Origin of the sequence: Lebetimonas sp. JS085 (assembly GCF_000523295.1) — a bacterium.
In the GTDB taxonomy this organism is placed as follows: Bacteria; Campylobacterota; Campylobacteria; order Campylobacterales; family Nautiliaceae; genus Lebetimonas.
In genome coordinates, this window is sequence record NZ_ATHR01000001.1 from 1,191,653 (window position 1) to 1,214,413 (window position 22,761).

At 30.5% G+C, this 22,761-nt stretch carries 21 protein-coding genes and 2 tRNA genes; 9 read left to right on the top strand and 14 right to left on the bottom strand.

The window, feature by feature from the left end:
• A complete protein-coding gene (locus tag DZ68_RS0106720) occupies positions 1-924 on the bottom strand; it encodes a radical SAM protein (RefSeq protein ID WP_024787860.1) in 924 nt (307 codons plus the stop codon).
• A 66-nt stretch (positions 925-990) separates the two neighbouring features.
• Between DZ68_RS0106720 and DZ68_RS0106725 the strand changes: the two genes are divergently transcribed.
• The gene (locus DZ68_RS0106725) at positions 991-5,670 is read left to right on the top strand and encodes a hypothetical protein (RefSeq protein ID WP_024790922.1); all 4,680 of its coding nucleotides are present in this window, start codon (positions 991-993) and stop codon (positions 5,668-5,670) included.
• Here the strand turns inward: DZ68_RS0106725 and DZ68_RS0106730 are convergent.
• A complete protein-coding gene (locus DZ68_RS0106730) occupies positions 5,651-6,370 on the bottom strand; it encodes a hypothetical protein (protein WP_024787862.1) in 720 nt (239 codons plus the stop codon). The two genes, DZ68_RS0106725 and DZ68_RS0106730, sit on opposite strands and share 20 nt — an antisense overlap.
• A 25-nt stretch (positions 6,371-6,395) precedes the next feature.
• Between DZ68_RS0106730 and DZ68_RS0106735 the strand changes: the two genes are divergently transcribed.
• Positions 6,396-6,677 carry a DUF309 domain-containing protein gene (locus tag DZ68_RS0106735; RefSeq protein WP_024787863.1) on the top strand — a complete coding sequence of 94 codons (282 nt, stop codon included), beginning with the start codon at positions 6,396-6,398 and terminating at the stop codon, positions 6,675-6,677.
• Here DZ68_RS0106735 and DZ68_RS0106740 read toward each other — a convergent pair.
• On the bottom strand, positions 6,674-7,096 hold the full coding sequence (locus DZ68_RS0106740) for a phosphoribosyltransferase (protein ID WP_024787864.1): 423 nt from the start codon (positions 7,094-7,096) through the stop codon (positions 6,674-6,676). The genes DZ68_RS0106735 and DZ68_RS0106740 overlap by 4 nt on opposite strands.
• A 77-nt stretch (positions 7,097-7,173) precedes the next feature.
• Here DZ68_RS0106740 and DZ68_RS0106745 point away from each other — a divergent pair.
• Positions 7,174-7,250, top strand: a tRNA-Ile gene (locus DZ68_RS0106745).
• 4 nt (positions 7,251-7,254) lie between these two features.
• A tRNA-Phe gene (locus DZ68_RS0106750) sits at positions 7,255-7,330 on the top strand.
• Positions 7,331-7,608: 278 nt separating this feature from the next.
• Here DZ68_RS0106750 and DZ68_RS0106755 read toward each other — a convergent pair.
• Genes DZ68_RS0106755 through ribA form a run of 7 tightly spaced genes read right to left on the bottom strand, consistent with a single transcriptional unit; the run spans position 7,609 to position 12,316 of the window.
• On the bottom strand, positions 7,609-8,688 hold the full coding sequence (locus tag DZ68_RS0106755; RefSeq protein ID WP_035907735.1) for an FtsW/RodA/SpoVE family cell cycle protein: 1,080 nt from the start codon (positions 8,686-8,688) through the stop codon (positions 7,609-7,611).
• A complete protein-coding gene (locus tag DZ68_RS11300) occupies positions 8,676-10,100 on the bottom strand; it encodes a methyl-accepting chemotaxis protein (protein ID WP_024787866.1) in 1,425 nt (474 codons plus the stop codon). Before DZ68_RS11300 ends, DZ68_RS0106755 begins: the two co-directional genes overlap by 13 nt.
• Positions 10,090-10,623, bottom strand: a complete 534-nt coding sequence (locus tag DZ68_RS0106765; RefSeq protein WP_024787867.1) for a PAS domain-containing protein — start codon at positions 10,621-10,623, stop codon at positions 10,090-10,092. Before DZ68_RS0106765 ends, DZ68_RS11300 begins: the two co-directional genes overlap by 11 nt.
• Positions 10,620-10,997, bottom strand: a complete 378-nt coding sequence (locus DZ68_RS0106770; protein ID WP_024787868.1) for a hypothetical protein — start codon at positions 10,995-10,997, stop codon at positions 10,620-10,622. The genes DZ68_RS0106765 and DZ68_RS0106770 overlap by 4 nt, the downstream gene beginning before the upstream one ends.
• Positions 10,984-11,181 (bottom strand): PP0621 family protein, encoded by a 198-nt coding sequence (locus tag DZ68_RS0106775; protein WP_024787869.1) that lies wholly within the window; start codon positions 11,179-11,181, stop codon positions 10,984-10,986. The genes DZ68_RS0106770 and DZ68_RS0106775 overlap by 14 nt, the downstream gene beginning before the upstream one ends.
• Positions 11,169-11,705: a 16S rRNA (guanine(527)-N(7))-methyltransferase RsmG gene (gene rsmG / locus DZ68_RS0106780; RefSeq protein WP_024787870.1), complete on the bottom strand. Its 537-nt coding sequence runs from the start codon at positions 11,703-11,705 to the stop codon at positions 11,169-11,171. The genes DZ68_RS0106775 and rsmG overlap by 13 nt, the downstream gene beginning before the upstream one ends.
• A 53-nt stretch (positions 11,706-11,758) precedes the next feature.
• Positions 11,759-12,316 carry a GTP cyclohydrolase II gene (gene ribA / locus DZ68_RS0106785; protein WP_024787871.1) on the bottom strand — a complete coding sequence of 186 codons (558 nt, stop codon included), beginning with the start codon at positions 12,314-12,316 and terminating at the stop codon, positions 11,759-11,761.
• Between the two features lie 52 nt (positions 12,317-12,368).
• Here ribA and argF point away from each other — a divergent pair, with 52 nt between their 5' ends.
• The 4 genes from argF (at position 12,369) to DZ68_RS0106805 (ending at position 14,984) form a co-directional block, all read left to right on the top strand.
• Complete coding sequence (gene argF, locus DZ68_RS0106790; protein WP_024787872.1) at positions 12,369-13,298, top strand: ornithine carbamoyltransferase; 930 nt, start codon at positions 12,369-12,371, stop codon at positions 13,296-13,298.
• A complete protein-coding gene (locus DZ68_RS0106795) occupies positions 13,283-13,654 on the top strand; it encodes a DUF2603 domain-containing protein (protein WP_024787873.1) in 372 nt (123 codons plus the stop codon). Before argF ends, DZ68_RS0106795 begins: the two co-directional genes overlap by 16 nt.
• A gap of 96 nt (positions 13,655-13,750) precedes the next feature.
• Entirely contained in the window at positions 13,751-14,506 is a 756-nt protein-coding gene (locus DZ68_RS0106800; RefSeq protein WP_024787874.1) for a peroxiredoxin, read from the top strand.
• Positions 14,507-14,576: 70 nt separating this feature from the next.
• Positions 14,577-14,984, top strand: coding sequence for a Fur family transcriptional regulator (locus DZ68_RS0106805; protein ID WP_024787875.1), 408 nt, complete (start codon positions 14,577-14,579; stop codon positions 14,982-14,984).
• 123 nt (positions 14,985-15,107) lie between these two features.
• Here the strand turns inward: DZ68_RS0106805 and pyk are convergent, their stop codons facing one another.
• Together pyk and aroF are read right to left on the bottom strand one after the other, a co-directional pair.
• Entirely contained in the window at positions 15,108-16,490 is a 1,383-nt protein-coding gene (gene pyk / locus DZ68_RS0106810) for a pyruvate kinase (protein WP_024787876.1), read from the bottom strand.
• Positions 16,491-16,699: 209 nt separating this feature from the next.
• Positions 16,700-17,758: a 3-deoxy-7-phosphoheptulonate synthase gene (gene aroF, locus DZ68_RS0106820; RefSeq protein WP_024787877.1), complete on the bottom strand. Its 1,059-nt coding sequence runs from the start codon at positions 17,756-17,758 to the stop codon at positions 16,700-16,702.
• Between the two features lie 143 nt (positions 17,759-17,901).
• On the opposite strand from aroF, the gene DZ68_RS0106825 reads away from it, so the two are divergent.
• Positions 17,902-18,654 carry a 3'-5' exonuclease gene (locus DZ68_RS0106825; RefSeq protein WP_035908210.1) on the top strand — a complete coding sequence of 251 codons (753 nt, stop codon included), beginning with the start codon at positions 17,902-17,904 and terminating at the stop codon, positions 18,652-18,654.
• Here the strand turns inward: DZ68_RS0106825 and DZ68_RS0106830 are convergent.
• Positions 18,644-20,305, bottom strand: a complete 1,662-nt coding sequence (locus tag DZ68_RS0106830; protein WP_024790924.1) for a GGDEF domain-containing protein — start codon at positions 20,303-20,305, stop codon at positions 18,644-18,646. The two genes, DZ68_RS0106825 and DZ68_RS0106830, sit on opposite strands and share 11 nt — an antisense overlap.
• Positions 20,302-22,734, bottom strand: a complete 2,433-nt coding sequence (locus DZ68_RS0106835; RefSeq protein WP_024790925.1) for an HD domain-containing protein — start codon at positions 22,732-22,734, stop codon at positions 20,302-20,304. Before DZ68_RS0106835 ends, DZ68_RS0106830 begins: the two co-directional genes overlap by 4 nt.
• Positions 22,735-22,761 lie beyond the last annotated feature (27 nt).

Below are 22,761 nucleotides of genomic sequence, written 5' to 3' on the forward strand. Positions count from 1 at the left end.
TTAATTAAATGATAAAATCAGGTTTTTTACATATTCAACCAGCTCTTTTTCGTCTTTGTATCTTGCTTCATTGTTTTTTATTTCATACGGATACCATGTTATCTCGCTTAAATGAATCTTTTTAAGACGTTTTAAAAAATCTTTATTTATCCTGAAGGTGCCTGTTTCTATATTGTTTATTTTATTTAAATTTATATTTGAGCTCAGATATTTTATAAAATTTTTGTAAATTTCTTTGAAGTTTTCTGTTTTTACGACAGGGTCTATTGCAATTTCCACATTATACCCTTTGTTAAGGGCTGCATTCAGGGCTTTTATCCTTTTTTCAAGATTCGGTGCTTTTTTTTCAAATTTTGTTATTTCATTCGGAGAAAGTGAAAACGTCAAAATAAAATTTTTTGGCGGATTGTCAGGAAGTTTTGAAACATTTGCCGATTTTGTGCGGCTTTCTATCAGTAAATCGTTTCTTTTTCTTGCAAGTTCAACCCATTTTTTATGAAACGGGTATATTCCTTCAAATGCCGCCAAATCGCTTTCATAACTTATGGGGATAAATGCGTTTTTTAGTTTTTTGGCTTCTTTTATAAAATCTTCCTCGTTTACAAAAATTACAGGATAACCGCTCGGATACATTCCCCCTATATAGCAGTATTCGCAGTTATAAACGCATCCGAGAATCTGGGTGGAGTAATAAAAATTCTCATAACCTTTTGAATTGCAGAATTTGCTTCCTTTATAAAAGGAAACATTCTCTTTTACTGCCAGAATCAGCCTGTTTTGGGATTTTTGCCAGTTAAAATTCTGACGGCTTCTGTTGAAAATATCTTTATAATGTGTGATTGTTATAATTTTCGGATTGTATTTTTTGATTATATGCTTCGTTATTTTATAATTTTCCGCTCTTTTTTCAAGATAAACAATCATCCTTTTCCTTAAATATATATTAATAATTTATGTTATAATAATAGCATAACTTAAAAGGGGTGTGTTATGAAAAGAATTGTTTATTTATTGATATTTTTTAATTTTATTTTTGCAAGTGAATGTGGAATTTTTACAAATGTGCTTCAGACAAGAAAAGATGGAAGTAAAATTGATTCATCATCTGGCAGCAGTTATATTTATAATTCGCCATCTTGCACTTTAATTACTCCTGAAATAAAAAATGGTAATTTTTGGAGCTCAAATGCTTTAAGATGCGAAAAAGAAGATGGCAGCGAAGAAAAGGCAAAAGCAAGCGGAACAACTGCCAAAGGTTTAAATGATAGTGAAATTTTTACATGGGAATTTCATAATTCACAAGCTACTAAAAATGTTGGTGGTGGAGATTCTTATGAAATTACACAAAATAATGAAGTTTTAACTAAAAATAAATATAATGTAGTTTCACAAGACTCTAATCATTATGACTTTACTTGGTCACCAAACGGTAATAATATAGGAGTTTATAAATTTGATTCTATAATAGGCACAGTAACTATTGCTAATGTTTCAGGAAAAGATGTAAAAATAGGCCAATTTATTACAGCAAGTTATGATGATACAAAATTGATTTTTAATGAAACTCCAAATAAAATTGAAATAGGAAAATTAAGTGTAACCGGTAGCAATAGTTTTAGTAGCAATTTTGAAGCAAATGATGCTATAGATATTACAGAATTTGATGTAACAAGCAGTGTAAATGATACTGTTACTTTAAAAGCTCCTATAGTTAGAATTACAAAAGAAAATAATAACAAAATGAATTTGCAAAATAATAATAATCACATTGTAATATATGCTGATGAATTGTATATTGGAGAAATTGATTTTGGTCAGAATAATACTTTAGTGATCCATCCTTTTACACCTGGGCATAAAGTAGATGTACATATAAGGCAAATTAATTTTTCTTCAAGTTCTTCAATTATAATGGACAGCGGAGATTATCATATAAAAGATGTGGATATACCAGATAGCGGAGATAATGATGTCTTATTTAAAGCAAGTGATGAAAATCAAGTAATTAATCTTATTTTAGACCCTGCAAGTGAAAATCACGATTTTGAAATAGGAAGTAATTATGGAATAAATTCCAACGGGACAGGAGGAGATTTTGGAGATTATAATCCTGCGAATTTCAGAATTTTTGTACATGGAGATATGAGTATTGGTAATGGGAATTCTAATAGCGGTACAACTATAAATGCATTGGTTTATGTTACAGGTGAAGTTGATATTGGTTCTTCTACTTATGTAAGAGGAGCTATTTCAAGCTATGATGATATAACAATTGGTGATGGTTCTAAATTTTATTGGGATGATAGAATTGATTTTAGCGATTATGGAAAATGTGTAAATTATCAAAATCACTATGTCTGCGGAATTTTCCCTACTCCTCTTAATTCTTATACACATATTACAGCAAACGGGAATAATCCAAGAGCCTGTTTTACCACTAAAATAGCTTATCCTGAAGGTGAATTGGACGGTAATATAAAATGTAACCCGCAGGAGTGTGATAATGGAGGGAATACCTGCGAGAGAGAAAATCCTCCTCTTAATAAATATACTTATACTTTTCCAATTAATAAACATTCAGGTATAAATGAGGATACTTCTATAACTGAATTACAAGATGAATATTACGGTAATTTTGATAAATTTAATCAAAAAATAGTTCGTTTTAACCCTCAATATACATATGATAACAATAACCATATTAAAGTTATGGTTTTAGGAAATGTAAAAGTTGAAAAATCAACATTACAGTTTGAACCAGGTGATTATTATTTTGATTCACTTACAATTGAAAATAACAATAATAATATAGTTTTAAACGGTGGACCTGTAAGAATATTTATAAAAAAAGATTTTAATGTAAGTCTTAATAATTTCCATTTAAACAGTTTAAACAGTGATGGAAGTGATGGAAATGCAAGTAATTTGTTTATATATGTCGGAGGCGATTTCAATTCTTTAGGAAATGGGGGAGGAACAACAACTCTTAAAGGGTTTATTTATGTAAAAGGAAACACATATCTTAAGAATAATTCAAATAATTGGAAAATTTACGGAAGTTTAACAACAGAAGGAACTATTACAATTGAAGGAAATAATCCAGATTTTATCGGTGGAAGCGATGCCGATGATTTAGGTTATGGTGAATGTTCAATGTGTTATGATACTCCTAAAGTAAATGGAATGTCTTTTAATTTAGGTTCTTGTCCAGGATTTTCTATAAATATGGGTTCAAGTATTTATGTTCCTATACAATCAAGTGACAGTTTAGAAAATGTGGTAATAGACGAAGCACATAAAAAATCTATTTTTTCTTTTAGTATGTTTAATACAAATAAAGTCAAAGATCAAGACGGAAATGATGTGAGAGATGCAAATCAAAATGATAACGGTCTTCTTAATGTAAGTGCTTTAGGACTTGATACATCTTTGTTTGATGATAAGGTAGTCAGTTATCAATTAGGAGATAATAATGGAAATTACGGTCCTACTAATGATGGTAATTATCAGCAGTTATATACTTATACATTATTTGGCTTTGATTTTTGTAAATGGTATCAAAGTTTAACATATGTGGCACATTATGAAAAAGACGGAAAACATTATGATTCATTGGTTGGAGCCTGTGCAACAAATAATGAAGAACACTACGAAACAGGTTATTTTGATGCATGGGATGTAAATGGAAATATAAATGATAGAAATATTACTACTAAAATTGTAAATCAAAAATTTAATTTGACAATTGCATCTATTAATCCTGATAATAATGCTACAGAAAAAGGTAAAGAAGGTAAAGAATGTTATTATAGACTTTATGATATGAATAATAATAAGCCTATAACTTCTTGGAGAGAATTTAATGCTTCAAATTTATCTACAAAACAAGATAAATTTAATGTTTCAAAAGCTGTAAGAAATGTAAGGGTTCAGTTTAAATTTTGTCAGAAAAAAGGACAATATCCTGTTGTAATTGAGCCTTTGTCTAATTGTGTTAATGATTCTAAGAATTATGAATATAACACTTCTACTTTTAGTTCTGACAATTTTGCTATACGTCCATATGCATTCAGAGTTTTTGGAAACAACCAGTATAAAAGAGCGGGGGAAGATTTTAATATTACAATAAAAGCGGTTGATGAAAATAATAATTCTATTAATTCTGGTACAGTTGATGATGTTAAAGGAGTTAAAGATTATAATGTTTCTTTAAATGATTTAAATATAAATTCTAAATTTTATATCCCTACTGATGAAGAAACACGCCAAATGAATGTAGATGTTTATGGAATTGACGATACAAATAAAAGTAGAGTGGCTTATTGTCCAGACCCGGGGGTATTTAGTGTTGTAGGAAATCCATCATTTAATAATGGTGAAGTAAATGCGACACTTCAATTTTCTGAATCAGGAATTTTAGAAATTAATGTAAGCGAAAAACCGGGAAATGAATTTGCTAAAGTAGATGAAAAAGACACTCCTGATTCTCAAAGATATATTAATTCTGCTACAATAATTTATGATATAAATGATATAAATAAAACAGATTTATTGATGTTTATTCCTTATAAATTTGTAACTGACGGGGAATATTTAACAATTCCGGGTAATCCAAATAACTGGGTTTATATGTCAAATGAAGTCAATAAATCAAATACTACTTATCAAATACCGAAAATGGCAGCTTATATTAAATATATTATAAAAGCTGAAAATAAAAACGGTGATGTTGTTAAAAATTATACAAAAACATGTTTTCCGGATGTTGATGAAGCTAATGCTCCAAGAAGAAACGGTTTAAAATTGAATACAACATTTGATTTATTTTTAGATTCTGATTTAAATATTACAAAAAATGCAACTATTTCAGCTTATACAGCAGATAATTATGACACTGCTGTATGGACACCTAATAAAAAAATTAATTTAACAGACGGTAATAATTCATTACAAGAGTGGATTGGCGCAACTAATTTTGAAAACGGGGAGGGTAATGCGAAGGTATATTTTAATATAAACAAAAATTATAAAATTCCTGTGAATGAAATAAATATTACAATAAATGACATAAACACATCCACTTCTTGGATGAATAATCCGGGAGCTACAAATAAATTTATAGGAAAAGATATAAATAAAACTATTAAATTTTTATACGGAAGAATAAAAGTTAATGATGCTACAGGAATAGGTAGAGAAATAAATACAACATTTAAATATGAATATTGGGATAAAAACAAAGGATGGGTTGAAAATAAAGAGCATAATGATACTTTTGGAAAAGTTTATTTTGATAAAAGTTATATAAATACAACAAAACTCTCTGATTCTAAAATTTCTGCTAATGAACATAATATTGTAAACGGTGAGCAGAACATAACATTTTTAACTACTCACTCTTTACCTTATGGTGCTAAAATACATTTATCAATACCAAGCTGGCTATGGTATCATCCGTTGGCCAAACCGTATAAAGATCCAAGTTCTTCAAATCTTGAGTGTTTAACACATCCTTGTATGAAAGTTAACTTTTTAACTAATTCTACCGGATGGGGAGGAATAAGTTCCAATGCTGTGGGAAATAAATTCAATGAGTCAAACAGAACCTCAAAAGTCGGCACATCAGAGAAAAATGTTTCTAAAAAAGAGGTTAAAAAATTAAACTGGTAATAAATTCCTGAACCTCTTTTTTGTTTTTTAATACCGGAAAATCAGGGAAATTTTTTTCTTTGATTTTATAAAAGGTTAAAATCTGTTTTAATTTTTCTTTTTGTGATTTTGTAAGTTTCATTTTTTTTTCCGCTTCGCTGAGCGCTGTATAAATATCTTTAAAAAAATCTTCTTTTTTGGGAAGCGTATCAAGAATTTTTTCTATTGTAATCAGATGGTTTTTTATTAAAAACGGTATTTCTTTTTCATCAGGTTGTTTTAACGGCGTGTCGCTTACGATTTTGTAAAGCATTATTTCCTCAACATTTAAAAATTTGTAAGCCGCTTCGAAAAAACCGCTGCTTTCCATATCCACAAGATTATAATAATTTCCTGTTTTATCCACACATATTATTTCAGAGGAGGGTTCTGAAAAGAAATCCGGATAATATTCTTTTTGAGAACATAAATCTTTGATTTTATAAATAAAAAACCCGCGGTTTATTTCGTAACAATTACTTCCCGCAATACCGAAATTAATGCTGGGATAACGATTTTTTTGTAAAACAAGTGCTGTGGAAACAGCGGAATTTATTTTGCCGCTTCCTGTGACGGCAAGATTGATGTAACCGTTTCGAAACAAAGAGGAATCAGGCTTTAAACTGAAATGTTTTATAATCTCTTTTGCTTCTATGTAAAGAGCGGTTATGATGTTTAGCATTAAAAAACCTTTTTAAAGGAATTATATGGAAAAACTTGAAATTTTTAAAGAACTGATAATTAAAGAAAAATATTTCGAAGCACATGAAATATTAGAAGCAGAGTGGCATAAAATTAGAAAAATGGACAATGATTTAAAATGGGCTTTAAAAGGCTTAATAAACGCGGCCGTGGCGATGGAGCTTAAAAAGAGAAAAAGAGACGGATATAAGCTGGTTTGGAAAAATTTTGAAAAATATGAAAAATATTACGATTTAGATGAAAATATAAAAAAAACTGCTGAATTTGTCAGAAAATATAAGCCTTAATATTTTTCCCAGAAAAATTCTATCCACTCTTTTGTTTCATGAAAATAAAAGTCAGGTTTGAATTTTGATGCAGGTTTATAAAAAATAGAAACAGATTTGAAAATTTTATCGGGATATTTTGTTTTTAATTTATTCATAACTTCCAAAAAAGTATCGCCGCTGTCGCTTATGTCATCCACCACTAAAATATTTTTGTAATTTTCCAAATTTGGAATATTCCAGACTTTTGGTTTTGAAAGTTTTGTAGTTTTATCGTAAGAACTTGCATTTATTGTAAAAACTTCTTTAAGATTGAAAATTTCAGCCAAATGATGAGCCAAAGTCATTCCGCCCCTGATTATTGCCACTATTGCATCCGGTTTTGGGATTTGATTTTTTTGCAAATCAATTTTCATCTCTTCATAAGAATAAAATTTCATAAACTTCCTTTTTTTAAAATTATACTATTTTTACCCTTGCATTTAAAAAAAAAAATCGATATAATTTCAATCCGTTTGGGCTCGTAGCTCAGTTGGTTAGAGCAACCGGCTCATAACCGGTTGGTCGCAGGTTCGAGTCCTGCCGAGCCCACCATTTTGCCCAGGTAGCTCAGTCGGTAGAGCAAGGGACTGAAAATCCCTGTGTCGGCGGTTCGATTCCGTCCCTGGGCACCATCATTATAATGTAAAATGAAAAGTGAAAAATGTAAAATTATTATTTAATATAGTATCTGGCACTGTATATTGAATAATAAATAATTAATAATGGAAAATGAATAATATAAATAGAATTAGTGTCAATATAGTGTCTGGCACTGTATAATTAATAATGATTAATAATTTTTATGGTTGTATGGATATTTAATATTTTTAATTTGTAAAGTATAATAATTTTATTTTTACATTAGTTAATAGATTCAATTTTACATTTTTCATTATCCATTTTCCATTAATTATTTCACCCCGTATGTGTGAATAAATTCTTTTCTTGAAACTAAATTTTCAAGTATAGCAAAAAGTATCATAAAATTAATAAAACTTGTTCCACCGTGACTTATAAGCGGAAGAGGGACCCCTACCACGGGAGCCAGGTCCATAGTCATTCCCATATTAATAAAAGCATAGGTAAAAATCATTATTCCAACCCCTCCGTACATTACTTTCGCAAAATAATCGTCTTTTAATTTTTCCGCTTTGTCAATTAGATAAGCTATAAGCAGAAAATACAAGCATATTACAAACAGTGCGCCTAAAAATCCGAATCTTTCAACAAGATAAGCAAAAATAAAATCGCTGCTTACAATGGGTAGGAATTTTAAATTTGCCTGCGAGGCGTTTTTTTTGCTTTTGCCTTTAAGCCCTCCGCTTCCGATGGCAATAATCGACTGTTTTACATGGTAACCGGGTTTATTTAGAAAATGTTCAATTCTTTCTTTTTGATAATCCTTCATAAAAAACTTATAATAAACAGGTACAAATAAAATACTGAAAATTCCAATGCCGAGCCACACTTTTTTATCTACCCCTATTATAAAAAGAACACCGAAACCTATTATTAAAGTAATAAGAGCGGTTCCCAAATCAGGCTCTTTTACAATTAAAATAAAAGGTATTATTATGTAAACGGACAGCCTTAAAAATTCTTTAAATGAATAAAAAGCTCTGGGAGGGTATTTGTAAATTAAGTACCCCAGCATAAGCAAAAGTGTTGTTTTCATAAATTCTGCAGGTTGAATTGTTACATTTACCAGTGGTATTCTCAGCCATCTTTTGGCTCCCAGAATTTTTACGCCGAAAATATCAACGGTAATAAGCAACACTACATTTAGCCAGTATATTACCGGAATAAGCCATAAAAGTTTTCTTATCGGTATCAGATATACCGTTACGAACACCAAAAAACCTATGCCTATATAAATAAGCTCTTTATAAAAAAGTTTATGCGAAATTTCGTTTATTAAAACGAGGCTTATTATTATAAAAGGTAGTATTAAAAAAAGAAGAAAAAAATCGAATTTTTTTAAGTATTGCATGGTTTTTCGGAATATTTTTCAAACAATATATCCATTGTTTTTTCGAGTGATTTGGAGGCATACTCTATTTCTTTGAAAATTTCTATAATTTTGTCTTTTTGGTTTATGCATAAGTGTTCAGGAATACATTCCAAAGCTTTGTTTGTTAAATTGTGGATTTTTTTATGCAGTGTGTCTTTAATCTGTTTATATTCAGGATAACAGCCTATTTTGTTTACAGTGCCTTGCATTAGCAGCCATCTTCCAAATTCACATTCATTATCTTTTATTAAAGGAATCTCTTTCTCTTCTATAATTGAATCATGGGCATTTAACTTATATATCAAATGTGATAATTTGGCTAAATCCATTAATAATCTCAAACTTGCCAAATCCACATATTTTTTGTTTTCAAGCGATTTATCCCTGAATCCTTCAATCATTGCAGAAACTTCATCCACATCGTCTTTTGACTCTATTGCCATAGATGTTATTTTTTCGGAATTTGACTGAATTTCGCTGGTTTCCTGTTGAAGGGTTTTGATTGTTATGGATATTTCACTTGTTGCCTTTTGGGTTTTTTCCGCCAGTTTTCTGACTTCGTCGGCAACTACCGCAAAACCTCTTCCGTGTTCACCGGCTCTTGCCGCTTCTATTGCCGCATTGAGCGCAAGTAAATTTGTCTGGTCGGCAATGTCGGTAATTAGTTCAACAATTTTGCCTATTTCTTCCGTTCTGTTATAAAGCATATTAATGGCTTCGTTTGTATGGGAAATAAAATCAATTAATTCATTTAATACATTTGAAAGGTTAATTGTTTTTTGAGAGGATTTATCCGCTCCTTCATAAATTTCGGTTGAAAGGGAATCTATTTTTTGCATAAATTCTTTCAGTTTTTCATCAAGAGAGAGTTTAATTTCGTTTAACTGTTTATTTATTCCTCCCCCTAAATTGTTAAGTTCTATTGCAAGTTCGTTTCTTTTGGTTTCTTTTATTGCCGTTGAGATGGATTTAATCGCTTTGTTTACCTTTTCAACGGTAAATTTGAATTTTCCCTTATATCCTTCAATCGGAATATCCCTGTAATCGATTCCGTTTTCCGCCGCTTCTATGGAATATGAAAGATCTTTTTCAAACGCCTCAAGCTGGTCAAGCAGATTGTTTAGTGCCCATGCCTCTTCAAAAAAACCGGATTCTTTGTTTATATTGGTGATTCTCGGCTGAAAGTTCCCGTTTTCGGCTTCTTTCAAAACTGATTTAATTTTTTCTTTTAACGGGTCGGTTTTTTCTTTATTTAAGGTTGTAATGTAAATTGCAATAATTATTCCCACAACGGCGATACCAGTGTTTATGTAGTCATGATAAACATATCCTATTATTCCCATTATCAAAAATAACAATGCGGCCAGATAATTTAATATTTTAGAGTTCATTTATTATTCCTTTTTGAATTTTTATCATTAATTCATTGAAATTCATATTTTTTGAGCTCAAAAGTTCATTTACGGCATCGACTCCGGCTTCCATCCCGGAAGCAGCTTCTATGGAGAGCAGATTTTGATACAGCGGTTCAATTATATTTTTAAATCCATCTCTTGGCTTTCTTCTTACGGAATAATATCCTATATGGTTTCCGTTATCGTCAAATGTCGGGGAAATATTTGCCATTACCCAGTAATATGCGCCGTCTTTTCTTAAATTTTTGACATATCCGAACCATTCTTTTCCGTTTTGAATATGCTCATACAAAATTTTAAATGCACATCTCGGCATATCCGGATGTCTCAGTATATTATGGGGTGAGCCCAATAATTCGTTTTCGCCATATTCGGACAGTTTTATAAATATTTCATTACCGTATAAAATTCTGCTTTTTAAATCTGTTTTACTTACAATAAAATCCTCTTCTTTTAAGATATACTCTTTTTCTATAGGGGTAATTCTTGGCTTTTTCATTTTTCATCCTTTAGTTTAATTCCGTCTATTCGGTATTTTACCAAAACTTCTATTTTTTCAAAAGAATCTGCCAAAAAAATTATCTTTGTATCCAATAAATAATTTTCAGCGGTTTTCTGAAAAATTTTAGCTTTTTGCAAACTGTCTGTAAATGCGTATTTTGCATTTAAATTGGTAATAAAAATCAGCTCTTTTACCGAATTGATTATAACGCCATAAGGAATATTATTATTTTTGCAAAAAATAAATGTGTCAATTAATTTATCGTTATATTCAAAAATTATTGTTGTGTTTGAAGGGGTGTTTTTTATTTCTTCAATTAAGTTTACTTTTATAAAATTTTCATTGCTAAACGGTTTTTCAAGAATCAGCATCGCATTCCCTGCAGTAATATTTTCCGTTTTTAAATTTTGCGTCTTTTTTTAATACAAATGTTTTACACTTTTCACACTGGACAAATTCATTTTCATCATTATTGTCTTTTTTAATTTTTTTATTTGGTCTAAACATATAATAAATTACACCTATTATAATTAAAAATATTATTATTTTTCCCATTGGTTTGCCTTTATAAAAACATAATTTCTGTTTTTTTTATTAATAATTTTAGCATTTATTCCCCCCAGTTCTTCTAAAGCATTGGAACCTTTATATAAAAGTATTGTACCATTTTTATCCAAAAAAGGATTTATTAAATTTAAAAAATCGTCTGTTTTCATAACCGCCCGACTTGTGATTAAATCCGCTTTGCCGATATCCGATTTTTCCACTCTTTTTGGAATTATTTCAACGTTGTTTAAATCTAAGAGTATTTTTATATAATTTAAAAAACTGTATCTTTTTTTTAAAGGTTCAATTAAATACCATTTTGTTTGAGGCAAGGCAATTGCTAAGACAAGTCCGGGAAATCCGGCTCCCGTGCCCACATCAGCAGCGGTTTTTGCATTTTTGATATATTCTAGTGGAAAAAGGGAATCTTCGATTTGGGCAAAAATTTCTTCTTTTGTGGTGTAATTGGTAAATTTATGTGTTTTGTTCCATTTTAACAGCTCATTTGCAAATATTTCGTATTTTTTATTCATTTTTTATTCTCCATTTTTTCATTTTTCATTTTCCATTATCACCACTCACTATTTCACAGTTTGTGTCCGAGTTTTTCTTTTTTTGTTTTTAAATAAAATTCGTTGTAAGGGTTTGGTTTTACAATTATAGGAATTCTTTCAACCACCTCTATTTCTTTAAAAGCAAATTCTTTTTTTGGATTGTTTGTTAAAAGCCTTATTTTATTAATACCGAAATCTTTTAGGATTTTTTCCACTATACCAAAATCTCTCATATCCGCCTCAAATCCCAACTGATGATTGGCCTCCACGGTGTCAAGCCCCCTGTCTTGCAGGGCATAGGCGTTTACTTTGTTAAATAACCCTATTCCTCTTCCTTCCTGTCTTAGGTATATTACCATTCCCCCTTTTTTATTTATTGTTTTGAGAGCCTCTTCAAGCTGTTCCCCGCAGTCGCACTTAAGGCTTCCCAACGCATCGCCTGTTAAACATTCGCTGTGAATCCTTACAATAGGTATTTCGGGTAAATTCTGGGTAAAAATAATCAGATGTTCTTTATCGTTTTCTATGAATGAACGTATTTTAAATTTTCCGTATTTTGTCGGGAGATTGGCTGTTTGCGAAATTTTCAAAAAAACTCCTTTTTTTGATAAAATTATATCTTAATTCAGATAAAGGATAAAAATGAGACATTTTTTGTGGTTTATAGATTATAAAAAAGAGGAAATAGAAGAAATAATAAAACTGGCGTTTCAGATAAAAAAAGAGACAAAAGCCAAAATTTTTAAACCTTATTTAAAAAATACCCAGCTTGCCATGATTTTTGAAAAAAGTTCAACCAGAACAAGGGTTTCTTTTGAAGCGGGAATAAACCAGCTCGGCGGAAACGGATTATTTTTAAGCAGCCGCGATATTCAGCTTGGACGGGGAGAGCCTATAAAAGATACTGCAAGGGTTATTTCAAGAATGGTCGATCTGGTGATGATAAGAACTTTCGGACAGGAAAGGCTTAGCGAATTTGCAAAATACTCACGTGTGCCTGTAATAAACGGGCTTACGGACTTATGTCACCCTGTGCAGTTACTTGCTGATTTAATGACTGTGATTGAATTTGAAAAATTTGATTTTCGCAGTCCTGAAAAAATGTTGGTTTCTTATGTGGGGGACGGTAACAATATGGCACATTCCTGGGTAATTTTAGCGGGTATTTTAGGATTTAATTTGAATATAGCGACACCAAAAGGCTATGAAGTGGATAATTTTATTAAAAATAAAGCGCTTGAATTCGCCAAAGTCAGCGGTGCCTTGATTAATTTTTATAATGACCCTAAACTTGCCGTAAAAAACGCAGATGTGGTAACCACCGATACATGGGTCAGTATGGGTCAGGAACAGCAAAAAGAAAAAAGAATAAAAGATTTTAAAGGATATGAGGTAAATAATGAATTAATGACTATGGCTAAAAAAGACGCAATATTTTTACATTGTCTTCCGGCATACAGGGGATATGAAGTAAGCGAAAAGGTGTTTGAAAAATATGAAGAAGCAATATTTAATGAAGCGGAAAACAGACTTCATGCACAAAAAGGTTTAATGGTATGGTTGAAAAAATAAAAAAAATTTCTCCCAATCCGGCAATAATAAAATGTATGGATTATGAATTAAAAGAAGGGGATAAAAAAAGTTCTCTTTGGATTATAGAAATAGACGATAAAATAAAAGTGGCCCTGAATTTTGAAGAATATATATCATTAATAGAGGGAATGAAAAAACTGTTAAAAGAAAATTTTGATTTAAAACTTGAAAAAGCAATTCTTAGCGAGTTTCCGATTGATTATGACGATGTAAAAGCAGTGGTTTTGGAAGAGATGAAAGAATATCCAGATAAAAATATTAATGATGTTGTTAGAAAAATAAAAACAGAACATCCGAATTTGTTTTATGATATAAATGTAGATAATATCTTCTAAAAGAAAAAATTTTTCCTTTTTTTTATTTTTTCCTTGACAAATAAATATTTTTTAATTATAATTGCAATGTAAGAAAAAGTAATAAAGGAGTGCCAAATGGCATGTGAAAAAGATACAAAACAATTGGCTAAAGAAGCTGAAAATAAAACACAAAAAGAGGAGATAAACATGGAAAATGTTCAAACACAAAGTGGAGTATTGGTATTAAAAGAAATGCCTGAATTTAAAGCAGAAGCTTATAATGCACAATCAGGTCATTATACAGAAGTCAGCAGCGAAGATTACAAAGGAAAATGGACAGTAGTATGTTTTTATCCGGCAGATTTTACATTTGTATGTCCAACTGAAATTGCAGCAATGAATGCAGCACTTCCGTTTTTAAAAGAACTTGGGGTAGAGGTATTGGCTGTTTCAACAGATACTAAATTTTCACATAAAAGATTTGTGGAAACTGAACCACTTTTGAAAGATCTTAAACTTACAATTGCTCAGGACCCAACCGGTGAAATTACAAGAAAATTCGGTGTAATGATTGAAGGTGCGGGACTTGCACTTAGAGGTAGATTCTTAATCAATCCAGATGGACAAATTGTAGCTGAAGAAGTTCAAGCTCCACCTGTAGGTAGAAGCGTAAAAGAATTTTTAAGACAAATTATTGCTCATCAGCATGCATATAAAACCGGCGAAGTTTGCCCTGCAAACTGGAAACCCGGTAAAAAAACACTTCCTGTTAACACTGATGTAGAACCAATGACAGGAAATGTCGGAGGTTATGTAACACTAGAAGATTTAATAGATGAAAATGATGTAAAAGAAATGGAAGAAATGGTAAAAACGTTTAAAAACGCTTAATTTCTTCTTTTTCTGTTTTTTAAAAAATATTTCTTTATATGTTTTTTAAAAAACAGAAAGAAAGGTTAATATGAAAAATATAAAAAATATTCTTGATAATTCCACTCTCAAGACAACACCTCAAAGACTCGCTATTTTAAAAGAACTTGAAAATCAGGGACATGCAAGTATTGAGGAAATTTATGAAAAAATAAAAGAGATGTTTCCAAGCATTTCTCTTGCAACTATTTATAAAAATATTACCTCTTTAAAAGAAGAGGGTATTATAAGCGAAGTTTGCCTGCATCAAAAGCCAAAATACGAATTAAGCAAAGAAGACCATGCTCATTTTATATGTAAAAACTGCGGCAGAGTTATAGATGTGCCTTTGAATAAAAGTATTATAAACGATATAGAGGAAAAATTCCCTGATACACAAAAAGAGCTTTATATTTACGGTATTTGTGAAGAATGCAAAAAAGAAATGAAAAATAAATAAAGCTTTTGCAATTGTTTATGCTTCCCATAATGAAAAATTAGCCGGAGAAATCAGAAAAACAATAGAAGAGTTTTTATATAAAAATTTTCCGGAAATAGAATTTTATTTTGATATTGAAATTATTTAAATTTCAATAATCCTTATCATATTTGTAGTTCCTTCTTTTCCTACAATACTTCCCATTGTGACAATAATTTTGTCTTTGGGTTTTAGAATGTTGTCTTGTAAGGCAATTTCACGGAATTTACCAATCAATCTTTCAGGATTTTTTATTTTAGGGACTTCAATTATATTTTCAACCCCCCAGACAACTTTTAATTTTCTGCTTGTAACTCTACTGTGCGTTACAGCGATAATAGGGGATTTCGGCCTGTATTTTGCAATACTTTTTACAGTTGTTCCTGAACTTGTGAAACATACAATAGCCTTGGGGTTTATACCTTTGTCTAAATCAGAAATACTTGCCGCAATGGCGTCGATGTCTTGGATTTCGTATCTTTTATTATACGGATAAATATATTGGGTTTCAATTATTACTTTTTTCAATGTTTCAACCGCATTAACAGGATATTTCCCGACTGTGGTTTCATCACTGAGCATTACCGCATCGCTTCCGTCCATTACCGCATTTGCCACATCACTAACCTCGGCTCTTGTCGGAAAAGGGGAATTTACCATCGATAAAAGCATTTGCGTTGCCGTTATTACAGGTTTTTTTAATTTATTTGCACGTCTTATTATTTTCTTTTGGATAACGGGGACTTTTTCAAGTCCCACTTCAATTCCCAAATCGCCTCTTGCCACCATAACTCCGTCTGCGACTTCGATTATTTCATCTATGTTTTCAACACCTTTTTTTGTTTCAATTTTTGCAAAAACCCAAGGAGAGGCATTGTTTTGTTTTAAAATCTGTTTTGCTTTTAATATATCATCTTTAGAGTTTACAAATGAAATGGCGACAATATCTACTTTATTTCTTGCACCAAAAATCAAATCTTTTTTATCTTTTTCGGTAATAGCTGAAATTTTAAGGTCGGAATGAGGAAAATTAACCCCTTTTCTGCTTGAAAGCACTCCTTCATTTTTTACTTCCAGAGTAATGGAATTTTTATCTTTATCTATTACTTTTGTACGGATGCTTCCGTCCGCAAAAAATACATATTCTCCTGTTTTTACGTCATCGATTATTTGAGGATAGCTGATTGTTAAATCATAAACTGTTTTTGGGTTTTTTTTGACAAGTCTTATTTTATCGCCTCTTTTAAGCTCAAGCAAACCGTTAATTTCGCCTATTCTTATTTTGGGGCCGCTTATGTCCTGAAGTATGGCTGTTTTAGAATTTAGTTTTTTTGCAGTTTCCCTTATTTTTAAAATGGAATTTTTATGGGTTTTATGGTCGGCATGGGAAAAATTAAGTCTGAAAACATCAACCCCCTCTTTTATTAAATCTCCGATTTTATCTATCGAAGCAGGGCCGAGTGTCGCTACTATCTTTGCTTTTTTCATTAAAGGCCTTTCATTTGCAGATATTCTTTAATTTCTTTAATAAGTATTTCTTTGGTTCAGGAGCTTTTTTCAGTGCTTCTTTTGCGGTGATTATTGAATCTGTTAAAATTTCCTTTTCCATCACAGACTCCTTTACATAACAGATATTATAACAAAAAATTTTAACAGATTGATATCAAAAATTTATGAAAAAAAAGAAGAAAAAAAGGTTATTTTACTTTTATGCAGTCTGTTTCTTTTTGTGCGTCAAATTCCCACCACTCTTTTTGGCTCCAAGGAATAAGGGTTTTTAGTTTTTTCATTAAAAATTCAAAATCCCTTGGTAATAAAGCCTGGTCTCCGTCGCTTAGGGCTTCTTTCGGACAGTTGTGCATCTCAACAATAAGTCCGTCGGCTCCGACAGCCATACCCGCATAAGCAAGTGCGCTTACGAATTCCCTTTTTCCGGCCGCATGACTCGGGTCTACTATTATAGGCAAATGTGTCATTTTTTGCATTATAGGGACCAGTGTTACATCAATGGTGTTTCTAACACTCGGTTCGTATGTTCTTGTGCCCCTTAGACAGAGGATTACTTTTTCATTACCCTCACTCATAATGTATTCGGCACTCATTAAATGCTCTTTTAGAGTCGATGCAATACCGTTTTTAAGAATAACAGGTTTATCAAGTTTCCCAATTGCTTTAAGAAGCGGGAAATTTTGCATATTTCTAGCCCCTATTTGGATAACATTGGCATATTTATATACAACATCGATATCTTCTATGCTCATAAGCTCAGTTACAATTGGAAGTCCTGTCTGCTGTTTTGCTTCCATAAGCATTTTAAGACCATCTTCGCCGTGTCCCTGGAACGAATAAGGCGAAGTTCTCGGTTTATACGCTCCTCCTCTTAGCATATGGGCTCCGTTTTCTTTTGCAACTTTTGCCAAATATACCACATTTTCTACCGTATCAACGCTGCAAGGCCCGGCTATAATTACTTTGTTTCCTCCGCCGACTTTTACGCCTTCAATGTCAAATACGCTGTCTTCAGGATGGAATTGTCTGCTTGCCCTTTTAAAAGGTGCCGATACTTCCAAAACTTTTGCAACACCCGGAAGTGTGTTAAGAGGTTTTCCGGAGAGATTTGTTTTATCCCCTATAATTCCTATAACCACCTGTTTTTCACCCGGGGCTACGCTTACCTCATGACCCCAGTTTTTAATCTGTTCAATTGTTTTATTAATCTCTTCTTCACTGGCTCCCACCCTCATTACCAATACCATAAATATTCCTTTAAAAATAATTTTTGCAATTATAATGAAGTTTTTCAGTATTGTCAATAAAAAAAACTATTAATTAATAATTTTTTTCCAAATTAGTGTTATTTTAATATTTTAATTGATATAATTTCATAAAAAAGATAAAAATGGATAAAATTAAATTGTTAAAAAACGGAGTGAGTAAAGAAAAATTTTTAAGAATTTTTCAAAAAGATTATCCGGGGTTTGATTTTGAGAGTATGTTTGATGTTTTAAAGTTTCAGGGTCTCCCCTTAATAATAAAAGATGAAAAAGTTTTTTTAAAAACAGCTTTAATTTCTTTTAAAGATACTGAATATGTGGTTGTTGACATTGAAGTAAACAATTCAAAGCCCCAAAGAGGGCAGGTTATTGAAATAGGAGCGGTTAAAATTAAAAATTTAAAAATAACCGACAGTTTTGATTTTTTAATTTATGCAGATGATGTTCCTGTTTTTGTGGAAAGAGTGACTGGAATCAGCCAAAAAATGCTGGAAAATGAGATGTCTCAAAAAGAAATACTTAAAAAATTCAGGCTTTTTTTGGGAGATTCTGTTTTTGTGGCTCATCCTGCGGATTTTGATTTTAATTTTTTGGTTTATCAGTTTGAAAAAGAGAATTTAGGCAAACTTCTCAACAGATGTGTATGTACGTTAACTCTGTCTCAAAAAACCATTAAAGCCAGCCGTTACGGTCTTAAATATTTGATGGAAGAGCTTGATTTGCCTGAAGAAACCCATCACAGGGCTCTTGGAGATGCCAGGACAACTGCGAGGGTGTTTTTAAAATGTCTGGAAAATCTGCCAGAAGAGATACTCAGTGCGGAAGATTTGATTGAATTTGCAAAACCAAGAAAAAATAAAAATAAGCTTAAGAACTGATATAATTTTGATATTCTTTTATTTCTTTGTTGAATAATACCACTTTGTTTCTTCCTGTGTTTTTAGCTTCATAAAGGGCTATATCTGCCAGTTTTATACACTCCCACCCTTTTTTGCATTGGTCAGGATAAATGCTGATACCTATGCTTACGGTTTTTATGATACTTTTTCCGTTGTCAAGTTCAATTTCTGTTTTTTCCATAGTGTTTTTTATTTTTTCGGCAACTTTTTTTGCATCATCGATAGATTTTATGTTTTGTAAAATAATTAAAAATTCTTCACCTCCGTAACGTACGGCTATATCACTTTTTCTGATTGATTTTTTTAAAATTTCTGATAACTTTTCCAATGTTATATCTCCTGATTTATGTCCGTAAGTATCGTTTACCTGTTTGAAATGGTCTATGTCTATCATTAAGAATCCAAGCTTTTTATTTTCCCTGTTTGCAGAAGCTATTAAAATAGGAAGCGTATTTTCTAAATATCTCCTGTTAAAAAGTCCTGTAAGGGGATCTTTGATGGTCTGCTGATGGAGGAGTTCAAGTGTATATTTAGATTCTAAAATAGATGAAATTTCATTTAAATACGCCTTTAAAAACGGCAGCATGTTTTTTATGCTATTTTTTTCATTTTCATTATTTATCATTATTTTTAATATTCCGTTAAAATTGCCGCTGTTTGAAAAAGGAATGCAGATATAATTATTTTCACAAAAATGTCTTTGGCAGATACCCGGATATTTTAAAGAATTTATTTCATTTTTAGTTCTGTAGGCTCTGCATAAAAGAAAATTCTCTTTTACATCGCAGCATTCTTCTTCTTCTGTTTTTTCATATATTATTTCTTTTTTATTGCTGTCTATTCCTATTAAGATAAAATTATTAATTCCTTGATTTTTAATTACATTAATTAATCTGTTTAATACACTTTCGATATTTAAATCTTCCTCTATAAGTCTTTTGAATTTAAAAATTTCACTCAACTGTTCAATTGTCTCTTTTGCATCGTTTAAAGGGTCGGAACTTTTTTCTTTTTCTATAAGGGTTGTATATTTGTTTTCTATAACGCCGAAACTTTCTTTGAGTTTATTTAAAAAATAATTATACGAATTTACAAAATCTTTTGCTTCTCCTTTTAATTTAGTCGATATCTGCTGGTCAAATTTACCTTTTAAAATTTCTTTTGTGCTTTTATTTATATTTTCAAAAATTTCCAGATAGGGATTTAAATAATAATTTACCGTCAATATAATAATTACTAAAGAAATTAGACCTATTGTAATTAATTTTATTAAGGCAATAAATAATTTTTCATAATATTCTTTTGCATCGTATGTAATTTTTATAATATTTTTTTTGTTTAATTTAATGTAAGAAATTATTGTTTTATCTTTTTTATCGTAAATTGTCTTTAAATTCTTATATGTTTTTAATATTGCTATGTTTTTTATATGCGATGAATTGTTTATTATATTTATAAGTTTATTATAATCCTGGGGTTTTGAATTTAGAAAAAGACTTTTTATAAAGTTATTTTCATTTTGAATTACGGTATTTGAAAAATTTAAAAACGAGTAGGTAATTGCAACGGTTCTTAAAGTGGTGGTAATAATCATAATTAAGGCAATAATAAGTAAAATTCTTTTTTTCATGTTAACGCCTTTAATATATTTTCTTTTTTTTCGCAAAAGCCGTTTTCTTTGGAAATGATAAACAAATCTCTTGCTATATTTTTTTGTGTGGATATTTTAACATCTTCGACTCTTATTTTAAAATCGTCCAAAACCTGTAAAATTGTAGAGACTATTCCTTTTTTATCTTCTGTTTTTATTTTCATCGAAGCGTAATTGGGGGAGTGAAAGCAGTCTATTTTTATTTCCCTTTTTTTAAATTTTACTTTTGTTTTAATTTGCTGATTTTCTTCAAAAGCTTTTTTTATGTAATTTTCAATTAAAGGGATATCAAAATCTTCCACATTATCGTTAAATTCTATTTTGAAATATTTAATTTCCCCTATCTTATATATGCTAAGGTGATTAAGCGGCAGTTTTATTTTTTCCAAAAACCATCCGATGGAAAAATTTAATTTGTCTTCTTTTGCCAAATGAATTGTCAAATGTGTTTTGTTTTCGATTTTATACTTAAAATTCTGTGTATCTTTGAGCCACAGGGCTGTTAATAAAATTTCATTAATGCCATTTTGTAAAAACAGCTGATTGGACGGGGAAGTCAAAAGCTGAATTTGAAAAGATTTTGGGAGTTTTTTAAATTCTTCTTTATTTTTAAGAATATTTTCTTTTCTTTTTCTTATGGCTATTTCATTAATTAATTCTTTATGCTTTAGTGCCGTTAATGTATTTTCATAAAGGCTTTTAAGCAGGCTTGCTTTAAAAGGGGTGTATACGTCTTTACCCACGGCCTTGATGTCGGCAATGGTTAAAATATATAAAAGTTTTAAAAAACGTTCGTTTTCCATTGTTTGGGCAAAAGAAAGGATTACTTTGTCGTTATATATGTCTTCTCTTTGGGCCACATTTGACATTAATGTATGATATTTTACAAGTTTAAAAACAGTGTCGGATTCAAACCCTAAATTTTGGGCAAAATTTTTTGCTATTTTGGCACCTATTATGCAGTGGTCTCCGCTTCTTCCTTTTCCGAGGTCGTGAAAAAATGCACTGAATCTAAGAATCGCTTTATCTTTATTTGATAGCCTTTTAAATTCGTCCAGACATTCTATTTCTTTTAACGTATATAATGAATGGATATCCACAGGATAGTGATGATATCCGTCAAACTGTGCTAAAAATTTTACTTTTTCAAAAGGCGGAAAAAGTTTTCTCAGTTTTTCCGCTTTATAAAGTGCAAAAAACAGAGGATATAAATTTTCTTTGTAAAAAAGTTTTTTAACATTTATTTTTTGAAATTTTGTTTCTTTTAAAAGTGAAATTAAAGAAATATCCCATTTTTTAAAATCCGTATCAATCAGTGTTTTTATTAAATCGTTAAATTTTATTTTTACATTAAACCTTGTATATAAGGTTTCCTCACATAAATAAAAATTTTTTTTAATTCTTGTTTCTTTGATTTTCGAAACAGGATATTTATATAAATAAGGCTTTATCAGTCTTTTTATTGTTATATTTGTAATAAGATTTATTTTCCATAAAGCTTTTAACAAATCTTTTATAAATTTTCTTTCCGCTTTTAACCTTGGGGAATCGGTGTATCCTAAATTCAGGGCTATTTCCCTTTGATATTCCAAAATAACATTATCAGTTTTTTTCCTGGCTGTTAAATGAAGGTATACTCTTGTTTTAAATAAAAATTCAAGTGAGCTTCTGTATTCTTTGAAATCGTTTTCATTAATATATTTCGGTATTAAATATGATGTGTTGGGATAATTAAAAAGTACTTTGGTTATCCATAGAAGGGTATTTGAATCCCTTATTCCACCGAATCCGTCTTTTATATTAGGCTCCATTGTAACAGGATATTTTTTATGGCGTTCCAGCATTTCCTCGTATTTGGCCAGAATATAATCTTTTTTGTTGTAATTTCTTATTTTGTTTAATTCATTTTGGGTTTCAACCCATAAAAATTTGCTACCTGTTATAAATCTGCTCTCAAGCATTGCGGTTTTAATGGTTATATCTTCGTTGCTTGCAGGAAATAAATCTTTTATTTCATGAACCCTGTGTCCTATTTTTAGCCCCAAATCCCAAAGCATTATAATGAAATTTTCTATTATTGAATTTATATTGTAGCCTTTGATATTCTTATAAACTATCATTATATCTATATCGGAATAAATGGAGAGCTGTTCCCTTCCGTAACTTCCGAGCGCTATAACGGTAATAGGAATTGAATTCACAGGGGGTGAATAATCATCGAAAGTTTTTTTCATTAAATATTTATAAATCAGCGAGATATAATAATCCATTTTTTTTGTGTGTTTTACAAAGAAATCTTTCCCGCCTTCAATTTTTATATTTTGAAGATAATTTTTTATCTCTTTTTTTAAAATTTTTGATATTTCAAAATCATCGTTACTTGAATAAATCAGCTCTTCCAGTTGCATTTTTGCCTTTTTTGTGATATTTTAACA

What these genes read in the sequence shown, in the direction of transcription:
- DZ68_RS0106795 (WP_024787873.1), top strand. Translation starts at nt 13,283, where the DNA reads ATGGTTGAAAAAATAAAAAAAATTTCTCCCAATCCGGCAATAATAAAA.
- DZ68_RS0106735 (WP_024787863.1), top strand. Translation starts at nt 6,396, where the DNA reads ATGGAAAAACTTGAAATTTTTAAAGAACTGATAATTAAAGAAAAATAT.
- DZ68_RS0106720 (WP_024787860.1), bottom strand. Translation starts at nt 924, where the DNA reads ATGATTGTTTATCTTGAAAAAAGAGCGGAAAATTATAAAATAACGAAG.
- DZ68_RS0106830 (WP_024790924.1), bottom strand. Translation starts at nt 20,305, where the DNA reads ATGAAAAAAAGAATTTTACTTATTATTGCCTTAATTATGATTATTACC.
- DZ68_RS0106800 (WP_024787874.1), top strand. Translation starts at nt 13,751, where the DNA reads ATGGCATGTGAAAAAGATACAAAACAATTGGCTAAAGAAGCTGAAAAT.
- pyk (WP_024787876.1), bottom strand. Translation starts at nt 16,490, where the DNA reads ATGAAAAAAGCAAAGATAGTAGCGACACTCGGCCCTGCTTCGATAGAT.
- aroF (WP_024787877.1), bottom strand. Translation starts at nt 17,758, where the DNA reads ATGGTATTGGTAATGAGGGTGGGAGCCAGTGAAGAAGAGATTAATAAA.
- DZ68_RS0106805 (WP_024787875.1), top strand. Translation starts at nt 14,577, where the DNA reads ATGAAAAATATAAAAAATATTCTTGATAATTCCACTCTCAAGACAACA.
- argF (WP_024787872.1), top strand. Translation starts at nt 12,369, where the DNA reads ATGAGACATTTTTTGTGGTTTATAGATTATAAAAAAGAGGAAATAGAA.
- DZ68_RS0106730 (WP_024787862.1), bottom strand. Translation starts at nt 6,370, where the DNA reads ATGCTAAACATCATAACCGCTCTTTACATAGAAGCAAAAGAGATTATA.
- DZ68_RS0106765 (WP_024787867.1), bottom strand. Translation starts at nt 10,623, where the DNA reads ATGAAAAAGCCAAGAATTACCCCTATAGAAAAAGAGTATATCTTAAAA.
- DZ68_RS0106825 (WP_035908210.1), top strand. Translation starts at nt 17,902, where the DNA reads ATGGATAAAATTAAATTGTTAAAAAACGGAGTGAGTAAAGAAAAATTT.
- DZ68_RS11300 (WP_024787866.1), bottom strand. Translation starts at nt 10,100, where the DNA reads ATGAACTCTAAAATATTAAATTATCTGGCCGCATTGTTATTTTTGATA.
- DZ68_RS0106835 (WP_024790925.1), bottom strand. Translation starts at nt 22,734, where the DNA reads ATGCAACTGGAAGAGCTGATTTATTCAAGTAACGATGATTTTGAAATA.
- DZ68_RS0106755 (WP_035907735.1), bottom strand. Translation starts at nt 8,688, where the DNA reads ATGCAATACTTAAAAAAATTCGATTTTTTTCTTCTTTTTTTAATACTA.
- rsmG (WP_024787870.1), bottom strand. Translation starts at nt 11,705, where the DNA reads ATGAATAAAAAATACGAAATATTTGCAAATGAGCTGTTAAAATGGAAC.
- DZ68_RS0106775 (WP_024787869.1), bottom strand. Translation starts at nt 11,181, where the DNA reads ATGGGAAAAATAATAATATTTTTAATTATAATAGGTGTAATTTATTAT.
- DZ68_RS0106770 (WP_024787868.1), bottom strand. Translation starts at nt 10,997, where the DNA reads ATGCTGATTCTTGAAAAACCGTTTAGCAATGAAAATTTTATAAAAGTA.
- DZ68_RS0106740 (WP_024787864.1), bottom strand. Translation starts at nt 7,096, where the DNA reads ATGAAATTTTATTCTTATGAAGAGATGAAAATTGATTTGCAAAAAAAT.
- DZ68_RS0106725 (WP_024790922.1), top strand. Translation starts at nt 991, where the DNA reads ATGAAAAGAATTGTTTATTTATTGATATTTTTTAATTTTATTTTTGCA.